Raw genomic sequence first — 21,240 nt, 5'->3', positions numbered from 1 at the left:
ATGTAACACTGGTGCCCGATGCAGCCCAGTACACGCCCCCCGGAAGGTCTTCTCGGCCGCCTTTTGGCGAGTCGGGATCGACCCGATCGAGTGACGCACGTCCGGCGCATACCCGCTCGCGAAGGCGTTACCTCGGCCTGGCCCGACTGGGTTCGGCCGGAAGTGGGCGACGCGTTTCGCGCGGCGGGTATCGAACTGCCGTGGGAGCATCAGGCCCGCGCCGCCTCTGTTGCGGCACAGGGCCGCTCGGTCGTGATCGCCACCGGCACCGCCTCGGGCAAGTCCCTCGCCTATCTGTTGCCGGTCCTCACGACCCTGGTCGAGGGCGCGGACGCGCCCAGCGGGCGCGGTGCGACCGCACTCTACCTCTCCCCGACCAAGGCGCTGGCCTCGGATCAGGCGCGCGCGGTCGAGGAGTTGCGCGCCGCGAACCCCGCGCTCGGGCGTGTCCGGGTCGCCACCTACGACGGCGACACCCCCGTGGAGATCCGCCAGTGGGTCCGTGCGCACGCGTCGTACGTCCTGACGAATCCGGACATGTTGCACCGTGCGTTGCTGCCCGGACACCGTTCGTGGGCCGCCTTCCTGCGCTCGTTGCGCTATGTGGTGATCGACGAATGCCACACGTATCGCGGCGTCTTCGGCTCGCACGTGGCCCAATTGATCCGCCGGTTGCGCCGGGTGTGTCGCCGGTACGGCTCGGACCCCGTGTTCATCCTGGCGTCGGCGACCGTGTCCGATCCGGCGCACGCCGCCGAACGGCTGATCGGCGCGCCCGTGGTCGAGGTGACCGAGGACGGCTCGCCGCACGGTGAACTGGTGTTCGCCCTGTGGGAGCCGCCACTGACCGGCCACGAGGGTGAACACGGTGCACCCGTCCGGCGTACCGCAACCGCGGAGACCGCCGAGTTGCTCACCGACCTGGTGCTCGACGGCGTGCGCACGGTCGCCTTCGTGCGCTCGCGGCGCGGCGCCGAGGTGGTGCGGGTGATCGCGCGCGACCACCTCGCCCGGGTCGACGAGGCGCTGGCGGATCGGGTGGCCACCTATCGCGCCGGCTACCTGCCGCAGGAGCGCCGGGCGATCGAGCGCGCGTTGCACGACGGCAGCCTGCTGGGGGTGGCCGCGACCACGGCGCTCGAACTGGGCGTGGACATCTCCGGTCTGGACGCGGTGCTGATCGCGGGCTACCCCGGCACCCGGGCCTCGCTGTGGCAGCAGGCCGGTCGGGCGGGGCGGGCCGGGCGGGAGGCGCTGGCCGTCCTGGTCGCGCGCGACGATCCGCTGGACACCTTCCTGGTGCACCACCCCGAGGCCCTGTTCGACCGGCCGGTCGAGGCGACCGTGCTGGATCCGGACAACCCGTACGTGCTGGCCCCGCACTTGTGCGCGGCCGCGGCAGAGTTCGCGCTGACCGAGGAGGACCTGGAGCTGTTCGGGCCGGTGGCCGCCGAGCTGCTCCCGGGCCTGGAGCGGCGCGGGCTGCTGCGCCGGCGGTCCACCGGGTGGTACTGGACGAGCCGGGAGCGGGCCACGGATCTGACCGACATCCGCGGCGCGGGCGGGCCGGCGGTGCGGGTGGTCGAACAGGACACCGGCCGACTGCTCGGCACGGTCGACGCGCCGGCGGCGCATTCGGCCGTCCACCCCGGCGCGGTGCACCTGCATCAGGGCGACACCTTCCTGGTCCGCGAACTCGACCTGGGCGAGGGCGTGGCGCTGGTGCGCGCGGCGAATCCGGACTGGACCACCAGCGCGCGCGAGGTCACCGAGATCCGGATCCTGGAGACCGCGCGCAGCCAGGAGTGGGGCGCGGCCCGGCTGCACTTCGGCTCGGTCGAGGTCACCGGCCGGGTGGTCTCCTTCCAGCGCAAGCGGATCATCACCGGCGAGGTGCTGGGCGAGCACAAGCTGGACCTGCCCGAACGCAGCCTGCGCACCCGCGCGGTGTGGTGGACGGTCACGCCCGAGCAGGTCGCCGCGGCGGGCATCGACCCGAACGACCTGCCCGGCGCGGCACACGCGGCCGAACACGCCTCGATCGGTCTGCTGCCGCTGTTCGCCACCTGCGACCGTTGGGACATCGGCGGCGTGTCCACCTCGCTGCACCCCGACACACGGCTGCCGACCGTATTCGTCTACGACGGCCACCCCGGCGGCGCGGGCTTCGCCGAACGCGCGTATGTGACCGCCACCGCATGGCTGACCGCGACCCGCGAGGCGATCGCGTCCTGCGAATGCGACCACGGCTGCCCAAGCTGCGTGCAATCCCCCAAATGCGGCAACGGCAACCAGCCGTTGGACAAGCCGGGCGCAGTCGCCCTGTTGGACGCCCTACTGGGAACCAACGGGGTGGCGGGCGCGGGCGGTGCGGCGGGCTCGGGAAGCTCGGGCGGGCCGGGCGGCTCGGAAGACGCAGACGGGGCAGCCGGCTGAGGCGGCACAGGTAGGGCACAGGCTCGGATGGCACGGACAGGGCGACGGACGCGACCTACGCGACCGGCGAGGGCAACCCGCCGGGTTCAGGCGACCCGCGCGGGTGGCATGGACGGGACGACGAGCAGGACCTGCGCGGACGGCCGTGGGCGGCGCGGCGGGGTCGGGCGGCTTGCCCGGGTGACGTGGGCAGGGTGGCCTGCGCGGGCAGCGCGGTGCCGGGCGACGGCCCGGCTGCCGCGACAGGCACGACCCGCGCGGTGGCGCCGACGGCCGGCGGGAACGGGCAGCCCGCACGGGTGACATGGGCGGAATGACGAGCACGACCTGCGCGGACGGCCGCGGACGGCGCGGCGGAGTCGGGCGGCTTGCCCGGGTGACGTGGGCAGGGTGACCTGCGCAGACAGCCCGGTGCCGGCCGACGGCCCGGCTGCCGCGACAGACACGACCCGCGCGGTGGCGCCGACGGCCGGCGGGAACGGGCAGCCCGCACGGGTGACATGGGCGGCCCGGCGGGCGGGCACAACGCAAGCGGCGGCCTTGCTGTCGCGATGGGCGCGACCTGCCCGGACGGCGCGGACGGCGCGCGCTCGGCGGCCGCGGCGCAAACGGCTCGGCCGCCACGAACGAGCGCGGCTTGCGCGGATGGGGTCGACGGCCCGGCGTTCGCGCAAGGCGCAAGCAGCTGAGCCGCCACGAAGGGGCGCGACCTGCGCGGGCGACGAGGGCGGCCCGGCAGGCGCGGGTAGTCCGGACGAATGACGCGGACGGCCCGGTGGAGGCACGCACGGCGCGACCGGCCGGCGGCCGCAACGGGTACGGACCCGCAGACGGCGCGGCGGGTTCGGGTGGGGTGGCGGGCGTGAGCGATGTGGGATGGGTGAGCGGGCTGACGGGTCGGATGGCGTGGACGCGCGATCGGTACGGACGATGTGAGCCGGGCGGATGGCTGCAATCGGGGATCGGGTCGGGCCGCGTCAGCGGTGTGCGTGGGTGTCGGGCTGGTCCGAGGGGCCCGCGCGGGCGGTTGCTCGGGCTGTGCGTGCCGCCGGGGCGGGGGCCGTCACGTCGACCTCCGCGAACCCGGCGGTGAGCCGACAGCGGGTCAGTTCGGTGTGCTGGGCGCGGGCCACTCGGCGGGCCAGCGCGCACGCCTCGTCGGCATCGGCGCCGGCCGCGGCTCGACCGGCCGCCGCGAGGGCGGCCAGGTCGGCCGCGGCGCCCGCGCGATGTCGGGCCGCGACCGCTCCGGCGAAGACGAACACGAACGCGGCCACACACATCGGCACCAGCGCGAGCGCGATCACCCACAGCGTCGCCGAGCCCTCCTGCGTCGACGCGCGTGGGCTCACGGCGGCACCTCGTCCTCCGCAGCCGCCACCGCCACATGTTCCACGTGGAACCTCACCCCGGCCCAGGCAGCCCCCGGCACGCCGACCTCGGCCGCCACCCGGAATCGCACCAGCCCCTCCCCGCCGGACACCTCCGTCCGTGCCCCAGCCGGCCCGGCAGCCCGAGCCCGGGTTTGCGCGACCGCCATCGGCTCGCCTCGGGCCAGTGCCCTCGCCCCCGCCTGCGCCGCGTCCACACAGCGGATCTGCGCGGCGGCGGCACCGAGTCCGGACACCAGCACGGCCGTCAGCAGCACCAGCACCGGCAGCACGACGGCGGTCTCCGCGGTCACGAAGCCGTCCTCCTCGCGCACTCGGCGAACGGCGACGGCGACCCGCGACCCCGCGTCAGAACGAGACATCGAGCGCCTTGGTGATCACGCCGGTGAGCGCCGTAGCGACCCCGGGGCTGGTCACGATCTTGAACAACACGGCCCCGAAGGCCACCGCGGCGACCGTGCCCACCGCGTACTCGGCCGTGGTCATCCCGGCGTCGTCGCGCAACCGCAGCCACATCCGACGCGCGGCCGGACCGAGAATCGGCATAAGAATTCGCATGACATTCCCCCTTATTGATGCGTATATGAATGAATAAATCGATCGATCAGAACGGCCGCAGCAACGTTGTCGTCAGCCCGATCACGATCGGGACCACCCCGATCAGCAGAAAAGCCGGCAGAAAGCACAGCCCGAGCGGAACGGTGGCCCGCACCCCCACCCGGCGAGCGGCCGCACTGGCGGCCCGCCGGTGCTCGGCGCGTTGCTCGTCGGCCATCCGAGCCACCAGGGCCGCGGCCGGTGCGCCACCTGTCGCGGCGCGCGCGAGAGTCCGTCCCAGCGGCGCGAGCACGGGATCGTCGGTCAACCCGAGCCAGCACCGACTCGGCTCGCCGCCCAACCGCAACGAAGCAACGATCGGCCGCAATCGGCCGGCGAGCGGCCCACCGACCGCGTGCGCGACCGCCTCGGCGGCCTCCACCGGCGAACTCCCGGCCACCAGACACGCCGCGAACAAGTCGGCGGCGGACGGCAGATCGGCTCGCAGCCGCTCCCGCAGCACTCGCCCGGACCGCGACTCCAGCCGCCCCAATCGCCGATCGAGCAGCACGGCCACGACGACGCCCACACCACCCCCGACCCACCCCCCGAACACCACGAAGACGGCCGCCCCACCCAGCAACGCCGCCACCCGCCGTCGCGCCGATTCGCTCCCCCACCCATACGGCCGCCGCCGCCCCCGAACCCCCCTCCCTCGCACGGCACCCCCGGCCCCACCCGCCGCCGCGAACACCGCCACCACCACGGCCACCCCACTCAGGTCCCCACCCACCGCTCCAACCTCCAATCACCCCCGAGCCCGCCCCCGAAAGGCCCCTCGACCTCCCGCATACACCCCACCCCCACAGCAGCCACCGGCCCCTACGACGCCACCAGCACCCGCCCACCACCTGCTCCCTGAGCTCACCTCCAGGAGCTGCCATCCCTCACCACACCCACCACCCCAAAGCCCACTTCCGAGCCACCGCAACACGCACCCACGACTCCCTCGCGCCGTCCCACACCCTCACCACGCCGGTCACGCCAACCCCGGCACCGCCCTGCCCGGCAGCGACCCCTCAAAGCCACCCGCCTCCGGACCGCCGCAACAGGCACTCGCGGCATCCCGAACCACCACCACGCCCGCCCACCCACCCCGGCGGCCACCCCACCCGCGCAGCGGCTACCCGGAGCCGGCCGGCTCCGGCCCCACGTCAGGAACCGCGAAAACCCGCGCCATCCCGCACCGCCGCCACGCCACTCCCGGCGCCCCGGCATCCATCCACCTCTCGCGGCGGCCACATCCGAGCGGCCTCGACATCCCGTACGGGCCCGACGTCGGTCATGCCGACCTCGGCATCGCCCCGGTCACCAGGCGGTCCGTCCACTCCAAGCCGGCGGCCACCAGGGCCAAGCCCCCGCACAGGCACCCGACTCCGGTCGGCGTGCGGAGCAGCACGTCCAGTGGCCGGGCGCCCAGACCGCTGCCCAGGAAGAGGCCGAAAACCGGCAACGCGGCCAGCACGTGCGCGGTCGAGCGGGCCCCGGCGAGTTCGGCGATCAGTTCCTCGTGCGCGTCCTCCTCGGCCCGCAGCGTGGCCGCGATCCGCTCCAGCGCCGGGGCGAACCCGGCGCCCCGACCGATCGCAATCCGCCAGCACGCGGCGATCCGTCGTAATCCGGCCGCCCCGGGTCGGACCGACGCCCGGTCCAACGCGTCCGGCACGTCGCCACCGACCCGGGCCGACCCGATCGCCTCACCCACCACCGCCAGGACCGGCCCGTCCACCGCGTGCGCGGCCGCCGCCAACGCCTCTGTAGGTGTGCGTCCCGCCCGCAACTCCCCCGCGAGCGCCGCGCACAGCCCGACGACCCCGCCGCGCACCGCAGCCGCCTCCCGGTCCGCCACGGCCCGCGCCCGCCGTCGGCGCAGCACCCACGCACCCGGCAGGGCCAGCAGCGCGGGCACCGGCGATCCCAGCGCCAAAGCCGCACCGCTCCCGCCCGCGAGTACCGCCAACGGCACCCGATGCCGCCGGGCCACCACCGTGCCGCCCACCGACCGCCCCACCCGCTCGCCGTCGAGCGACCCCAGCACCGCGCGCAACCGACCCGGCCCCGCCCGAGTCATCGACAACCACACCAGCCCCGCAACCCCGAACACGGCCAACACCGCCGCAATCACTCACTCCACCCCCACACACAGCCGGCCCGGCGGCCACCCACCACCGACCCACCAAGCCCCACCACCCCCAGCCGGCCCGCCCTCACCACCACGGCCGAACCGCCCACCCAGGCCACCCGTCGGCAAGCCGCCCCGAACCGAGAGCACCCACCGGGCCGGCCGGCTTCAGAACCACCACCGAGCCCGATCCCCCGCATTCCAAGGCCCATCACCCACCAACCGCCGGAGTCAACGACCGGCGAGCCACCCCGAACGGAGCCCCACCACCTCCGAACCGACCGGCCCCGGGCCCGCCGCCGGAACCAACCGTTGGTGGCCCGGGCCAACCCGATTCAAGCCCCACCGCCCGCCGGCCGACCCCGGACCCGACGCCGCCGTCACCCACCGCCCACCAGCGCCACTCGTCGGCAAGCCGCCCCGACCCGAACCGAGCCCCACCGCCCCGCCGCCCCGTCAAGAGCCCCGCCCCGGCCTTGCCGCGCCCGCCCCTCGCCGCCACCGCATCCAGCCGGCGGCGCACCAATCGTCCGCGGCCCGCCCCGCGACCGACCCCCACCACCCGCCAAGAACCGCGCCCCCTCGCCGCCACCACCCCCGGCAACGCAGCCGATCGCCGGCTGCCCGCCCCCCGAACCGCCCCCGCCGCCCTCATCCCCGCCACCACCCCGTCAGCAGTGCGGTCAAGCGTTGGTGGCCCGGGCCGGCTCGGTGGCCTCCGCCGCGTTCGAAGCAGGCTGCCGGGATCGGGCGGACCCATCCCGCCGCGTCCCGTTCGAGGACGTGGATCTCGGCCACCCGGCGCAGACCGTCGCGCTCGCGCACCACATGCACCACCAGGTCGAGCGCGGCGGCCAGTTGGCTGTGCAACGCTTCCCGGCCCAGGCCGGCCAGCGCCCCGAGTGCCTCCAGCCGCGCGGGCACGTCCGCCGCCGAGTTCGCGTGCACCGTGCCGCAGCCGCCCTCGTGGCCCGTGTTCAGCGCCGCGAGCAGTTCGACCACCTCGGCGCCGCGCACCTCTCCGACCACGAGCCGGTCCGGTCGCATCCGCAGTGCCTGGCGGACCAGGTCCCGCAGCGTCACCTCGCCCGCGCCCTCGACGTTGGCCGGCCGCGACTGGAGCCGCACGACATGTGGATGACGCGGCGTCAGCTCGGCCGAGTCCTCGGCGAGCAACAGCCGTTCGGCCGGATGCGCGCACCCGAGCAGCGCCCCGAGCAGCGTGGTCTTGCCCGACCCGGTGCCGCCGGAGACCAGGAACGCGGCCCGCGCCGAGACCACCGCGCACAACAGTTCGGCCGCCGCCGGCGACAACGAACCGGCCCGCACCAGGTCGGCCAGGCCGAGCGAGGTCCGCCGCGGCACCCGCAGCGACAAACACGTCCCGCGCACGGCGACCGGACGCAGCACCGCGTGCAGCCGGATCCCGTCGGCCAACGTCGCGTCCACATAGGGCGAGGCGTCGTCCAACCGCCGCCCGGCACCGCTCGCCAACCGCTGCGCGAGCCGCCGCACCGCCGCGTCGTCGGCAAAGGTCACCGCCGTGCGCTGCGGCCCCGCCCCCCGGTCGATCCACACCTCGTCGGGCGCGTTGACCAACACGTCGGTCACCTCGGGATCGCGCAACAGCGCGTCCAGCGGTCCGGCACCGGCGATCTCCGACCGCAGCGCCCGGACCAACTCCGGCAACGCCGCCTCGCCCAGCACCCGCCCCTCGGCACGAAGTGCCGCGGCCACCGCCCCGGGGGTCGGCTCGTGCCCGCCGGCGGCCAACCGCGACCGCACCGCCTCCACCAACTCCGGCTCCGGCGGCGGCACCGCGACCACCGTCGCCGCCGACGGCGGTGTCCCCACCGCGGCAGGCGGTGCCGGCGGCGGCACCGCCCGCAACTGCGGCGCCGAGAACACCCCGGTCCCGCCGCCCGCCGGAGTCGGCACCGGCCACGGCGGCGGTTGCGGCACCCGAGCCGCCGGCCCCGCCCGCCCGGTGCCCTGCGGCCCCGGAAGCGGCGTCGGCGGCGGGAACGGCGGCATCGGCGGCACCTCGCGCGCGCTCACGCCGCCTCCCCGCGCATCAGGCCGGCCGGGTCGCCCGCGAGGTAGTCGCGACAGAACCTGGCCAGCGGTCCGCGCGCCCGCAGGCCCGGCGGATCGCCTCGCTCGGCCGCCGCCGAAAGCCCCGCCTCCGGCCGCAACTCGCCCGCGAGCGGCAGGCCGAGGCCGCGCGCGACCGCCTCCGAGGTCAGCCCCGACGCGCTCGGCTGCCGCACCACCGCACGCAGATCGCGCACCATCGGCCCGACCCGCGTGGACACCTGCGCCGCCGCGGCCAGCGCGCGCACCTCGGCCGGCACCACCAACAGCCCGGTGTCGCACTGGCGCAGCGCCTCCGCCCCCATCGAGTCGGTGTGCCGCGGCACGTCGAGCACGGCGACGTCGTGGCGTCTGCGCACCGCCCGCACCACCGAGCGCATCGTGTCCGGCAGGATTCCCGGTGGTCGGTCGCGATCCCACGAGAGCACGGTCAGTCCGTGCAGGTGCACCAGTGCGTCGGACAACGCGCCGCCGTCGATCCGCCCGCGCGCGCTCGCCAGATCCGGCCAACGCAGGCCGCGCTCGTCCTCGCCGCCGAGCAGCACGTCCAGACCGCCGCCCAGCGGGTCCACGTCCACCAGCGCGGTGGTCAGCCCCGTACGCACCGCGGTCACCGCGAGCGCGCAGGCCAGCGTGCTGGCCCCGCTGCCGCCGCAACCACCGAGCACCGCGATCGTGTACGCGTCCGGTCCGGTGCCCTCGGCCACGTCGCCCAATCGATCGACGATCCAGGCCTCGGCGTCGGGCAGGAACACCACGTGGTCCGCGCCCGCGTCCAGGGCCCGCCGCCACACGTCGCCGTCGTCCAGGTCGGCGCCGATCAGCACCACGTCCTCCCGGCGCGGGTATCCGCACCGGGCCAGACCCGGGGTCACGTCGTCGCCGACGATCACCAGCGGCGCGCCCCGCCACGCGGCCCGCGCCGCGCCCGCGTCCGGTTGTACCTCCGGTTCGATCCCGGCCGCGGCACACAGCCGCAACAGTTCGTCGAGCAGGACGGGATCGCCGGTCACCAGGAGCGGGCGGGCCGGCCGAGGCGGGGAGAGCGCTGCCACGGAACCTCCAGGGGTCGGGGAGGTCCGTCCGAACCGAGCCTCCCGAGAACTGACCCCACCGTCGCCGCCGGCGCGCGCTCGGCCGAGCGGGTGGTTCGTACCTGTGGACAAGCCCGTGGTTGTGGATTGCGGATTCACTCGGGAGAGGGACGCTTCAGCCGTTCCGGACATGTCTTCCGTGTCTGATCGCGCGTAGACCACCGAAAATCGACCGGGAATCCCCCCGAAACAGCGGAGAACGGCGGTTCCGAAAAAGTCCGCGACCCACACCGGGGCACGATCGACGCAGACCGACACCGATCGACGCGGAATCGCGGATTCAATCCGAGCCGGGCCGCCGGGCACCGCGTCGACAATCCCGCCCGCCGACCCGACGGCACACCGACAATCGCGCACCTCGGCGGTTAGTCGGACAAAGCCCGACCCACACCCTCGTATGGGCGCAAAAAAGCCCCCCGGACAAGCGACGACCCCCGCCGGGGGGGAGAGCGGGGGTCGTCTCCACGGCCGACTCGGGGGGGGAGGAGTCGGACCGGGTTAGCACGGTCGCGAACGATCCGTGACTTCCAGGATGTACCCGAGGGGGTTCTCTAGCAAACCCACGACGTGGAGTTTACGCCGAATGGCTGCCCTTATCCTCGTGAACTGTGGAAACCCAGGCTCCGAAGCGGACAGCAGCCTTCTTCGACCTCGACAAGACCATCATCGCCAGGTCCAGTGCGCTGGCGTTCAGCAGATCCTTCTACCACGGCGGTCTCATCAATCGCCGCTCCGTCCTCAAGAGTGCCTACGCGCAGTTCGTGTTCCTCGTCGGCGGCGCGGATCACGACCAGATGGAGCGCATGCGCGAATATCTCTCCGCCCTCTGCCGCGGCTGGGACGTCCAGCAGGTACGCGAGATCGTCGCGGAGACTTTGCACGACATGATCGACCCGATCATCTACGACGAGGCCGCGTCCCTGATCGAGGAACACCACGCCGCGGGCCGCGACGTGGTCATCGTCAGCTCCTCCGGAGCCGAAGTGGTCGAGCCGATCGGCGACATGCTGGGCGCGGACCGGGTGGTGGCCACGCGCATGGTGGTCGAGGACGGCCGCTACTCCGGCGAGATCGACTTCTACGCGTATGGGCCCAACAAGGCCGCGGCGGTCAAGGAGTTGGCCCGAACCGAGGGCTACGACCTGACCTCCTGCTACGCGTACAGCGATTCGATCACCGACCTGCCGATGCTCCTGGAGGTCGGCCACCCGTACGCGGTCAATCCCGATCGTGGCCTGCGCCGCGAGGCGACCGGTCGGGGATGGCCCGTGCTGGTCTTCAGCCGACCCGTCGCACTGCGCCAGCGGGTGCCCACCCTCTCGGTGCCCTCGCGCCCCGTACTCGCCGCGACCGCGATCGGCGCGGGCGCCACGGCGGCCGGCTTCGTGTGGTACCTGGCCAGGAAGCGCCGCTGACCCCGGGCGACCGGCCGAAACCCGGATCGCCGGCACGGGCGAAGCGGGCCGGGAGCACGACGATCGGGGAGCAAATCCGACAAAGGCCAAAAGTAAAGATCTTGGCCCAGGGGTTCCACTCCCCCCGGCAACCCACTAGAAAAGGGACCAACGGCCCGTACGGCCCCCGCTTCGGCGGACGGCCCGAGCAGGCCGAGCACGACCGCCGGGAACCCACGTGCGACCGACCCTCGTAGGGGCCGAACGCGTCGGATGACCTGCATGTTCTTCCCCCCGTGGATGCGCATGCCGGGGCCGATCGTCATAACGGGTACACGCTTGGTACCCCGGTGGGAGTGACAAAACGGCGGCGTCCTCACGGGCGCCGCCGTCTCGTGCGTCCACGGTCGGAAACCGCCGAGCACGCACGGCGCGGCCCGATCGCGGCCGGCGCCACGACCGCCCGCGGGATCGCGGTCAGATCCCGCGCATCACCGCTTCGCAGACCGCCACGCTCTCCCGCGCGCCCAGCGTCATCGCCTCCGCGCAGTGCCGGATCCAGATCGACACACCTTCGGCGGTGCCGCTCTCGTACGCGCGCAGCGCCGCCGCGTAGGCGTCCACGCCCAGTTCCAGGTGACCGACCTCGGGCACCGCCGCGCCCTTGGGGTCCAGGCCGCGGGTGACCAGCACGATCCGCTGCGCGGCCCGCGCGACCAGGCCGTTGCCCCAGGTGAACGGCGCGAGGGTGAGGATCTCCGCGTGGGTGACGGCGGCGACCACGACCGCGGGCGCCGAGGAGGGCGCGAGCAGCAGCCGGGACAGTCCGTCCAGGCGGGCGGCCACCTCCTCCGCGGAGGGCAGCGGGCCGGGCAGTTCGCCGTCGCGGCGCGGTCGGCCGAGCGCCTCCGCGGGCACCGCGTCGGCGGCGGCGACCACGTGCAGGCGCGCCAGCACCTGGAGCGGACTGTGCCCCCACGTGCCCAGCAACGAGCCGATCTCGGCGGACAGCCGCAACGCGCCGGCGATCACCGCGCCGCCGTCGTCGAGCGAGGACGAGAAGTCGGTACGGCGGCGGATCTCCTCGAGCGACCAGTCGACCCCTTCGAGCGCGGCACTCGCGCGCGCGCCTCGAAGCGCGGACTCGGCGCTGATGTCCATGCTGCGGCGGCGCATCGTGCGGTGGCCGAGCAGCCGGTCGACGGCCTTGCGGGTGTCCTCGACGGCCTCCGGGACGCCGGGCAGCGCGGCCAGGGCGGCGAGGGGATCGGTTGCGGTGCTCACCCGGGCGAGATTACGCCGCACGGGAAACCACCCGCGACCCCGGTCCGCACGACACGCGACGGCCACACGCCCACCACCACACGATCACCGAGCGACTTGACGCGGACACGGTGAGCGACGGATGATCGTATTCGAAAACGATTGTCAAACCCAGATCGTCGAACCCAGGTCGTCGAACCCGGATCGTTGAACCACCCGGACCGACCCCGTCGTCGGGTCGAACCCGTCGATCGGTTCCATCGGTCGAACCCATCATCGGAGGGCCCATCCGTGAAGATCGCCTTCGTCGGCAAGGGCGGCAGCGGCAAGACCACGTTGTCGTCCCTGTTCATCCGACACCTCGCGACGACCGGCCGGCCGGTCGTCGCGGTGGACGCGGACATCAACCAGCACCTGGGCGTGGCCCTGGGCCTGGACGAACAGGCCGCCGCGACGCTGCCCGCGATGGGCGCCGAACTGCCCGCGATCAAGGAATGGCTGCGCGGGGACAACCCGCGGATCGCATCGGTCGCCGAGATGGTCAAGACCACGCCACCGGGCCGCGGTTCGCGGCTGATCCGGCTCGCCGACGACAACCCGATCCACGCGGCGTGCGCGCGCGAGGTGCCGGGCCTACCCGGGCTGCGGCTGATGGCGACCGGGCCGTTCGAGGAGTCCGACCTGGGCGTCGCGTGCTACCACTCGAAGGTCGGCGCGGTCGAGCTCTACCTCAACCACCTCGTCGACGACGCCGACGAATACCTGGTGGTGGACATGACCGCCGGATCCGACTCGTTCGCCTCCGGGCTGTTCACCCGCTTCGACATCACCTTCCTGGTCGCCGAACCGACCCGCCGGGGTGTCGGCGTCTACCGGCAGTACCGCGACTACGCGCGCGACTGGGGCGTCTCGCTCGCGGTGGTCGGCAACAAGGTCCAGGGGCCCGAGGACGTCGAGTTCCTGCGCGAGCACGTCGGCGCGGACCTGCTCACCTGGACCGTGCAGTCCGACTTCGTGCGCGCCCTGGAGAAGGGCCGCGCGCCCGGCTTCGAGACCCTGGAGCCGGCCAATCGCGCCGCGCTGGAGGAGTTGACCCGCGCCTGCGACGCCGCGTTCGAGCGCCGCGACTGGGAGCGATACACCGCGCAGATGGTCGAGTTCCACCTCAGGAACGCGCGGAGCTGGGCGAACGCGAAGACCGGCGCCGACCTCGCCGAGCAGGTCGACTCGGCGTTCGTGCTCGGCCCGCAGGCGATCTCCGCCGCGGTGTGAACGCGGCGGGGCGGCCCGCTCCCGAAGGAACGGGCCGCCCCGCCTCGATCAAGTCCCGGCCGGCGGCCGGCCCCGGGGTCAGTCCTCGGCCGCCGCCGAGGGCAACTGCGACGTGATCAGGTCCATCACCGACGCGTCGGTCAGCGTGGTCACATCGCCGAGCGTGCGGCCCTCCGCGATGTCGCGCAGCAGGCGGCGCATGATCTTGCCGGAGCGCGTCTTGGGCAGTTCGGCGACCGGCAGGATGCGCTTGGGCTTGGCGATCGGGCCGAGCACCTTGCCGACGTGCTCGCGCAGTTCGCCGACGAGGTCCTCGGACTCGGACGCGCTGCCGCGCAGGATCACGAACGCCACGATCGACTGCCCGGTGGTCGCGTCGGTCGCGCCGACCACGGCCGACTCGGCGACCTTGGGGTGCGAGACCAGCGCCGACTCGACCTCGGTGGTGGAGATGTTGTGGCCGGACACGAGCATCACGTCGTCCACCCGGCCGAGCAGCCAGACGTCGCCGTCCTCGTCCTTCTTGGCACCGTCGCCGGCAAAGTACAGCCCATCGAAGCGGGACCAGTAAGTGTCCTTGAACCGCTGGTCGTCACCCCAGATGGTGCGCAGCATCGACGGCCACGGCTGGTCCAGGACCAGGTAGCCCCCGCCGCCGTTGCCGACCTCGGTCGCGGTGTCGTCGACCACCTTGGCCGAGATGCCCGGCAGCGCGCGCTGCGCGGAACCCGGCTTGGTCTCGGTCACGCCCGGCAGCGGGCTGATCATGATCGCGCCGGTCTCGGTCTGCCACCACGTGTCGACGATCGGGGTCTTCCCGGCGCCGATGTGCTCGCGGTACCAGATCCACGCCTCGGGGTTGATCGGCTCGCCGACACTGCCCAGGATGCGCAGCGAGGACAGGTCGAACCGGGCCGGGATGTCGTCGCCCCACTTCATGCAGGTGCGGATCGCGGTGGGCGCGGTGTACAGGATGGTGACCCCGTACTTCTGCACGATCTCCCACCAGCGGCCCTGGTGCGGCGAGTCCGGCGTGCCCTCGTACATGACCTGGGTGGCGCCGTTGGAGAGCGGGCCGTAGGTGATGTACGAGTGCCCGGTGACCCAGCCGATGTCGGCCGTGCACCAGTACACGTCGGTCTCGGGCTTGAGGTCGAACACCGCGTTGTGCGTGTAGCTCGCCTGGGTCAGGTAGCCGCCGGAGGTGTGCAGGATGCCCTTCGGCTTCCCCGTGGTGCCGGACGTGTACAGGATGAACAGCGGGTGCTCGGCGTCGAACGCCTGCGGCTCGTGCTCCTCGGACTGCGCGTCGACCAGGTCGTGCCACCAGAGGTCGCGGCCCTCGGTCCAGGCGACGTCGCCGCCGGTACGGCGCACCACCAGCACGTTGCGCACGTCCGGGCAGGACTGCAGCGCCTCGTCGATGGCCGGCTTGAGCGCGGAGGGCTTGCCGCGCCGATAGCCGCCGTCGGCGGTGATCACGACGCGCGCGTCGTTGTCGTTGACACGTGAGGACACCGCGTCCGCCGAGAAGCCGCCGAAGACGACCGAGTGCGGGGCGCCGATGCGCGCACACGCGAGCATCGAGATCACCGCCTCGGGGATCATCGGCAGGTAGATCGCGACCCGGTCGCCCGCCTCCACGCCCAGCGAGGTCAGCGCGTTGGCCGCCTTGGACACCTCGCGCTTGAGGTCGGCGTAGGTCAGCGTGCGGGTGTCGCCCGGCTCGCCCTCGAAGTGGATCGCCACCCGGTCGCCGTTGCCCGCCTCGACGTGCCGGTCGACGCAGTTGTAGGCGACGTTGAGCTTGCCGTCGGCGAACCACTTGGCGAACGGCGGCGTCGACCAGTCCAGCGTCTCCTGCGGCTCCACCGCCCAGTCCAGCCGCCGGGCCTGCTCGGCCCAGAAGCCGAGCCGGTCCGCAGCCGCGCGCTCGTACGCCTCGGCCTTGACGTTGGCGTCTGCCGCGAGCGCCGGCGGGGGCGCGAAGCGTCGCTCCTCGCGCAGCAGGTTCGACAGTGCCTCTCCGGCCTTGTCCCCGGTGTTCCGGTCTGCGTTGCTCACGCGTACTCCTCCGTGCCGCTGCGGTCGGTTCCTTTGGCCGTAGCTCATCAGGGACCGGCCCGAGCCGGCAAGAGGAGGACCACGATTGGTTTAGACCACTTGTCGGCTCACGGCGCATCGTGGCCGACCGCGCGATCGTACGGGGTGGCTACCCCGCGTTGAGCACCGGAAAAGTGTGATCTTCGGCGCCCAGGGTGACACCCTCCGGGAGCACCCCGGATTCGGCCCGCTCCGCGTCCACCGGGCCGAAGTCGCCGCGCACGCCGTCGTAGAGATACATCTGCGCGGAGGCGATGTCGAAGTACAGCCCGAACAGCCGCAGTCGGCCCTCGGACACGGCCCGGGCGACCACCGCGTGGTCGAGCAGGTTGTCCAATTGCTGGACCACGTTGGTCAGGCACAGTTGCTCCACCGGCGGCACCAGGTGGCCGGTCAGGGTCGGCGCGGGGCCGGCCGTGAAGCGCGCCAGCGACGCGTCGCCGTTGCGCAACCAGCGATCCAGATGCGGCGTGGTGCCGTGCCCCGACCCGGCCTCGGCCGCGTCGCCGACCTTGTCCAGCAGCGCGTTCATCGCGCCGCACCCGGAGTGCCCGCACACCGTGATGCTGCGCACACCGAGCACGGCCACCGCGTACTCGATCGCCGCGCCCACCGAAGCGTCGGCCGTGTTCGGGTCGGCGTGCCCGGCTTCGCCGCACGGCACCAGGTTGCCCACGTTGCGCACGGTGAACAGGTCGCCGGGGCCGCTCGCGGTGATCAGGTTCGGCACGATCCGCGAGTCGGCGCAGGTGATGAACAGTTGCGCGGGCTTTTGCCCCTCCAACGCGAGCCGCTCCAGGAACGGCTGCACGAGCGGCGCGGTGCGCTGCTGGAACTCGCGCGCGCCGGCCACCAGCGCCTGGGACGCGGTGCCGTCCTCGCGCGGGCACGCGCGCTGCCAGTGCCACCACGGCGCGAACCAGCGCGGCGACGGGGTCAGCCGCGAGCGCCTGGGCCCCGGGGAACCGCCCGCGGCCCGCTCGTAGCACCCGTCGTGGATCTCCTCGATGTCCACCCGCCCGCCACGCGCGAGGTAGCCCGCCCGCCACGAGTGCACCGCCTCGAACGCGGCCTGGTCGAGGTAGTCCACCGTCATGTCCAGCACGACGTGCTCGCCCGGCGGCAACTTGCCCAGCACTCGGGACAGCCGCGGCACCGACAGGAAGGTCAGCGACCCGTGCACCTCGACGTGCAGCACACCGTCGTCGGGCTGGACCCGCACGGTGCTGCGGCTGAGCCGGTACAGCGCGGTGAGCACCGCGACCACCACGCCCAGCAGCACGCCCTGGAGCACACCGGCCAGGACCACCCCCGCGATCGTCGCCGCGTAGGCGGGGAACTCGCGGTGCCGGTGCACGTGTCGGATGTGCGCGAGGCTGACCATCTGGATGCCGACCACCATCACCAGCGCGGCCAGCACCGCGAGCGGGATGCGCTCGACGAGCGCGCCGAGCAGGACCACGAACACCATCACCCACACGCCGTGCAGGATGGTCGAGAACCGAGAGACCGCGCCCGCGCGCACGTTGGTCACCGAGCGGATCGCGACACCGGTGACCGGATAGCCGCCGATCGCGCCGGAGGCCACGTTGCCCACGCCTTGGCCGATCAGTTCGCGATCGAGGTTGGCCCGGGGCCCGTTGTGCAGCCGGTCGACCGCGGCGGCCGACAGCAGCGACTCCATGCCGGAGACCAGGGCCACGCTGACCACGCCGACCGCGATCGCGCTCCAGGCGCCCGACGGCGGCAACACCGGGGTGGTGAAGGTGACCGAGGACAGGTCCACCCTGGCCACGTTCAGGTGGGTCACGCTCGCGACCGCCGTGGCGAGCGAGACCGCGATCAGCGGCGCGGGCACCTTGGCCGGCGCCGCCCACCGCCCGGGCAGCCGGGACAACAGCGGCCAACCGAGCAGCAGGACCACGGTGATCACTCCCACCGCGACCGCGGGGGCGCGCAGATTGCCGACCTGGGTGGGCAGTTCGCGCAGGTTCTCCCAGGCCGAGCGCTGTGGCGCGCCGCCCAGGACCACGTGCAACTGGGCCAGCGCGATCACCACGCCGATGCCCGCGACGACGCCGTGCACGACGGCCGGCGACAGCGCGAGGGTGGCCCTGGCCACCCGGAGCAGGCCGAGCAGGATCTGCACCAGGCCGGCGCCGACGGTGACGAGACAGGTGACCCGCCAGCCGTAGGTCTGCACGAGACCGGCCACGATCACCATGACGCCGGCGGTGGGGCCGCTCACCTGGAGGGGCGCGCCTCCGAGCAGGCCGACCACGATGCCGCCGATCACGGCGGAGATGATGCCGGCGCCGAGGGGGGCGCCGGCGGCGAGCGCGATACCGAGCGAGAGCGGTACGGCGACGAGGAAAACCACGAGTGAGGCGCCGAGGTCCGCGCGCAGCGTGGCGGTCCGGGAGACCGGCGCGGGTGTGGTGGTAGGGGCAACGGGCATGTCCGTGTCCTCCGGGTCAGTCATGTCAGTCATGTCATGGCGGGCATGGCTGCCGCAGGGATGGCGGCGCGCGGGTCGAACGAGAGAGTTCCGGGCCCGGTAGGCCAAGTTAACTCTAAGTGTTTACATCGTCACAGTAAGGCTATCCTTTTCGGAACGTAAAATATGCACCCGCATGGGTGAAACGAGTGTTTCGCGCCGGAGATCTTCCACACTGTGCGTGATGGCACGTAATCTCCCCGGAGTGGGGGTGGTGCCGTGCAGGTGCTCACGCTGTTCGCGACCGGGCTCGGTGCGGGGATCGTCGCGGGTGGCGCGTCCTGCGCGGCGGTCCAGGGCGGCCTGCTGGCCGGGGCCGTGCGCCCGTGCGAGAACCCGGCCGGCGACTGCGCGAGCACGCCGCCGCGCGGCCTGCTCCCCCGCGCACTGACCGCGTTCCTCGGCGCGAAGCTGCTCGCGCACACCATCCTCGGCGCACTGCTCGGCCTGCTCGGCGGCGCGGTGCAACCGGCGCCGGGCACCCGTGCGATTCTGCTGCTCCTGGCGGGCGCGCTGATGGTGCTCTTCGGGTTGTCCATGCTCGGCGTGCCCGGCGTCGGCCGACTGCTGCCGCGCCCCTCGCCGCGCGGCGCCGGTCGCGGTCCGCTGCTCTTGGGCGCGGCCACGGTGCTGGTCCCGTGCGGAGTGACGCTGAGCGTCGAACTGGTCGCCGTGACCGCCGGGAACGCCCTCGGCGGGGCCGCCGTGCTGACCGGCTTCGTGCTCGGCACCTTCCCGCTGTTCGCCGCGCTCGGCCTGCTGGTCGGCGCGTCGGGACGGCTCCTGCGCGGCCGACCGACGGCCGCCGTGGGCCTGTTGGTGCTCGCGGTGGCCGCCTGGACGATCGCCTCCGGACTGCGCCTGGGCGGCTGGTGGACGCCGGCCGCGGTGGGCACGGTGGACCACGCGGCGGCGAGCACCGGGGCCGATGGCGTGCAGCGGGTCACCGTGCGGGTCGGGAACGAGGGCTACCACCCGGCCCGCGCGCTCGCCCGGGCCGGCGTACGCACCGTGTTGGTGCTGCGTACCGACCGCACCACCGGCTGCACCCGGGGCTTCGTCCTGCCCGCCCGCAACGTGCAGCGCGTCCTGCCGACGTCCGGCGAGACCGGGATCGACCTGGGCACGCCGCACGCCGGCACCCTCAGCTGGACCTGCTCGATGGGCATGTACAGCGGACGGATCGAGTTCCGGGCCGACCCCTGACCGTCCCGGGTGACGGCGGATCGCTTTGGGGCCCTTCCGCCCCGTACGGTGATGTGTCCGCACTCACGCGCCCCGTGCGATCCGACGCGTCCCGACTCGGGTACGCGGGGAAAGCGGTCCGGGCACGCACGCAACCGGGTGACCCCGGCGTGCGTATGTATCGATAGGGAATACAGCTCGGTCCGGCATGTCCATGGGAAGAGGTGAACTGTGCGAACTGTCCGCGGCGCTGCGGTGCTCGTCGTTGTCGCAGTCCTGGCCGCTATCGGTTTCGTGGTTTTCGCAAAGGACGGGAAAGATTCCGGCAACTCCTCTGCAAAGACCTCTGGCAACGGAAATCCGAGCGCTCCGGGCAAGGAATCGGACAAACCGAGAGGTCCGGTCCGGCCGATCGGCGACGGCTCGACCGCCGACACCGGTCCGCAGCCGAACCAGCCGAAGGTGGAAAAGCTCAAGCCGGGTGAGAAACCGCCGCAGTTCGTCGTGTTCTCCTGGGACGGCGCGGCCGAGGACGGCAACAAGCTGGTCTCGGAATTCTTGAAGCTGTCCGAGGCGAACAAGGCGCAGATGACGTACTTCCTGAGCGGCATCTACATGCTCCCGAAGGCGAAGCGGGCCATGTACACCGGACCGAAGCACGCGGCCGGCGCATCGGACATCGCGTTCATGTCCGACGAGACGATCCGCAACACGATCGTCCAGATGCGCGAGGTCTGGCTCAAGGGCAACGAGATCGGCACGCACTTCAACGGCCACTTCTGCAACAGTTCCACGAGTGGCAAGTCCTGGGCCCCGGCGGACTGGAAGAACGAGACCGAACAGGCGGTCAAGTTCGTCCAGAACTGGAAGACGAACACCGGGTTCGCCGATCTGCCGCCGCTGCCGTTCGACTACTCGCTCGGCAAGGAACTCATCGGCGGCCGGGCACCGTGCCTGGAGGGCCAGACGAATCTGATGCGGGCCGGCAAGGAAATGGGCTTCCGCTACGACGCGAGTTCCGCCGGTGGTCTTCAGGTGTGGCCCAAGCGCGGCAAGGAGACCGGCATCTGGGACTTCCCGCTCCAGTCGCTGCCGTGGCCGGGGAACCCGAGCAAGTCGCAGCTCTCCATGGACTACAACATCATGTACGAGCAGGAAGCGCTGCACGGTAAGTACGACCCGTCCAAGAAGGACGCGTGGGAGAAAGAGGCCCACGAGTTCTACATGAACGGATTCCAGCGCGCCTATACCACCAATCGCGCGCCTTTGTTCATCGGCAACCACTTCGAGGACTGGAACGGCGGCATCTATATGAATGCCGTCCGGGACACGGTGAAGTCGATCTGCACCAAGTCCGACGTGCGCTGTGTGACCTTCCGTCAGTTGACCGACTGGCTCGAAGGCCAGGACCCCGCGGTGATCACCAAGCTGCAGGGTCTGGGCGTCGGCCAGAACGTGACCGACTGGAGCACGATCATCACCGCCTCCGCCGGGGGCCAGAACAAGCCCGCCGCGCTTCGCCCGCTCGCCGCCTCGGACTCCGCGGTGCTGCCTCGTCGCCAGGACTGAGCGACCGGCCGAATCCGCGTCCGGCTCCGGCCCCGTATCGAAATCCCCTTCGGTACGGGGCCTTTGCGTGGGCGGCGCGGGTCGGCGGGGGCATCGGCGAGCCGAGGGGCGCCGACGCGGCCGTGCGCGGTTCGGTTCCCTCGTGGTGCGGGTCTTGTCGATACACTGACGGGGATCGGGTCGGTTCGGGTTCCGCCGTCCCGCGTCAGGGGTCTCCTCTTGG

The 21,240-nt window shown here is 72.7% G+C and carries 15 protein-coding genes; 5 read left to right on the top strand and 10 right to left on the bottom strand.

The window, feature by feature from the left end; all coding sequences use genetic code 11:
• Positions 1 to 18: 18 nt before the first annotated feature.
• Positions 19 to 2,436: a DEAD/DEAH box helicase gene (locus ACZ4FV_RS12925; protein WP_395866703.1), complete on the top strand. Its 2,418-nt coding sequence runs from the start codon at positions 19 to 21 to the stop codon at positions 2,434 to 2,436.
• 977 nt (positions 2,437 to 3,413) lie between these two features.
• Here ACZ4FV_RS12925 and ACZ4FV_RS12920 read toward each other — a convergent pair.
• The 7 genes from ACZ4FV_RS12920 to ssd form a co-directional block, all read right to left on the bottom strand.
• The gene (locus ACZ4FV_RS12920; protein WP_395866701.1) at positions 3,414 to 3,788 is read right to left on the bottom strand and encodes an Rv3654c family TadE-like protein; all 375 of its coding nucleotides are present in this window, start codon (positions 3,786 to 3,788) and stop codon (positions 3,414 to 3,416) included.
• The gene (locus ACZ4FV_RS12915; protein ID WP_395866699.1) at positions 3,785 to 4,189 is read right to left on the bottom strand and encodes a TadE family type IV pilus minor pilin; all 405 of its coding nucleotides are present in this window, start codon (positions 4,187 to 4,189) and stop codon (positions 3,785 to 3,787) included. The genes ACZ4FV_RS12920 and ACZ4FV_RS12915 overlap by 4 nt, the downstream gene beginning before the upstream one ends.
• Positions 4,176 to 4,385 carry a DUF4244 domain-containing protein gene (locus ACZ4FV_RS12910; RefSeq protein ID WP_395866697.1) on the bottom strand — a complete coding sequence of 70 codons (210 nt, stop codon included), beginning with the start codon at positions 4,383 to 4,385 and terminating at the stop codon, positions 4,176 to 4,178. The genes ACZ4FV_RS12915 and ACZ4FV_RS12910 overlap by 14 nt, the downstream gene beginning before the upstream one ends.
• A 46-nt stretch (positions 4,386 to 4,431) precedes the next feature.
• Positions 4,432 to 5,016 carry a type II secretion system F family protein gene (locus ACZ4FV_RS12905; protein ID WP_395866695.1) on the bottom strand — a complete coding sequence of 195 codons (585 nt, stop codon included), beginning with the start codon at positions 5,014 to 5,016 and terminating at the stop codon, positions 4,432 to 4,434.
• A 690-nt stretch (positions 5,017 to 5,706) separates the two neighbouring features.
• Entirely contained in the window at positions 5,707 to 6,549 is an 843-nt protein-coding gene (locus tag ACZ4FV_RS12900) for a type II secretion system F family protein (protein ID WP_395866693.1), read from the bottom strand.
• 648 nt (positions 6,550 to 7,197) lie between these two features.
• Positions 7,198 to 8,604 (bottom strand): TadA family conjugal transfer-associated ATPase, encoded by a 1,407-nt coding sequence (locus ACZ4FV_RS12895; RefSeq protein ID WP_402234454.1) that lies wholly within the window; start codon positions 8,602 to 8,604, stop codon positions 7,198 to 7,200.
• Complete coding sequence (ssd, locus tag ACZ4FV_RS12890) at positions 8,601 to 9,653, bottom strand: septum site-determining protein Ssd (RefSeq protein WP_395867028.1); 1,053 nt, start codon at positions 9,651 to 9,653, stop codon at positions 8,601 to 8,603. Before ssd ends, ACZ4FV_RS12895 begins: the two co-directional genes overlap by 4 nt.
• 689 nt (positions 9,654 to 10,342) lie before the next feature.
• Here ssd and ACZ4FV_RS12885 point away from each other — a divergent pair.
• Positions 10,343 to 11,149: an HAD family hydrolase gene (locus tag ACZ4FV_RS12885; protein ID WP_395866689.1), complete on the top strand. Its 807-nt coding sequence runs from the start codon at positions 10,343 to 10,345 to the stop codon at positions 11,147 to 11,149.
• 456 nt (positions 11,150 to 11,605) lie between these two features.
• Here ACZ4FV_RS12885 and ACZ4FV_RS12880 read toward each other — a convergent pair whose 3' ends face one another.
• A complete protein-coding gene (locus ACZ4FV_RS12880) occupies positions 11,606 to 12,412 on the bottom strand; it encodes a Fic family protein (protein ID WP_465322632.1) in 807 nt (268 codons plus the stop codon).
• Positions 12,413 to 12,682: 270 nt separating this feature from the next.
• Here ACZ4FV_RS12880 and ACZ4FV_RS12875 point away from each other — a divergent pair, with 270 nt between their 5' ends.
• Positions 12,683 to 13,663 carry an ATP-binding protein gene (locus tag ACZ4FV_RS12875; protein WP_395866685.1) on the top strand — a complete coding sequence of 327 codons (981 nt, stop codon included), beginning with the start codon at positions 12,683 to 12,685 and terminating at the stop codon, positions 13,661 to 13,663.
• Between the two features lie 78 nt (positions 13,664 to 13,741).
• Here the strand turns inward: ACZ4FV_RS12875 and acs are convergent, their stop codons facing one another.
• Positions 13,742 to 15,727: an acetate--CoA ligase gene (gene acs, locus ACZ4FV_RS12870; RefSeq protein ID WP_465322631.1), complete on the bottom strand. Its 1,986-nt coding sequence runs from the start codon at positions 15,725 to 15,727 to the stop codon at positions 13,742 to 13,744.
• A gap of 148 nt (positions 15,728 to 15,875) precedes the next feature.
• Positions 15,876 to 18,224: a SulP family inorganic anion transporter gene (locus tag ACZ4FV_RS12865; protein WP_395866681.1), complete on the bottom strand. Its 2,349-nt coding sequence runs from the start codon at positions 18,222 to 18,224 to the stop codon at positions 15,876 to 15,878.
• Between the two features lie 258 nt (positions 18,225 to 18,482).
• Here ACZ4FV_RS12865 and ACZ4FV_RS12860 point away from each other — a divergent pair, with 258 nt between their 5' ends.
• Positions 18,483 to 19,469, top strand: a complete 987-nt coding sequence (locus ACZ4FV_RS12860) for an urease accessory protein UreH domain-containing protein (RefSeq protein ID WP_465322630.1) — start codon at positions 18,483 to 18,485, stop codon at positions 19,467 to 19,469.
• Positions 19,470 to 19,679: 210 nt separating this feature from the next.
• Entirely contained in the window at positions 19,680 to 21,017 is a 1,338-nt protein-coding gene (locus ACZ4FV_RS12855) for a polysaccharide deacetylase family protein (protein WP_395866677.1), read from the top strand.
• The last annotated feature ends 223 nt before the right edge of the window (positions 21,018 to 21,240 follow it).

Source organism: Embleya sp. NPDC025285 (assembly GCF_055558835.1).
The sequence above is the reverse complement of the archived record's forward strand: the minus strand, read 5'-3'. Positions and strand labels throughout refer to the sequence as shown.

Bases quoted from the DNA above. Each gene is read 5' to 3' on its own strand.
- ACZ4FV_RS12910 (WP_395866697.1), bottom strand. From the start codon at position 4,385: ATGCGAATTCTTATGCCGATTCTCGGTCCGGCCGCGCGTCGGATGTGG.
- ACZ4FV_RS12915 (WP_395866699.1), bottom strand. From the start codon at position 4,189: ATGTCTCGTTCTGACGCGGGGTCGCGGGTCGCCGTCGCCGTTCGCCGA.
- ACZ4FV_RS12925 (WP_395866703.1), top strand. From the start codon at position 19: ATGCAGCCCAGTACACGCCCCCCGGAAGGTCTTCTCGGCCGCCTTTTG.
- ACZ4FV_RS12865 (WP_395866681.1), bottom strand. From the start codon at position 18,224: ATGCCCGTTGCCCCTACCACCACACCCGCGCCGGTCTCCCGGACCGCC.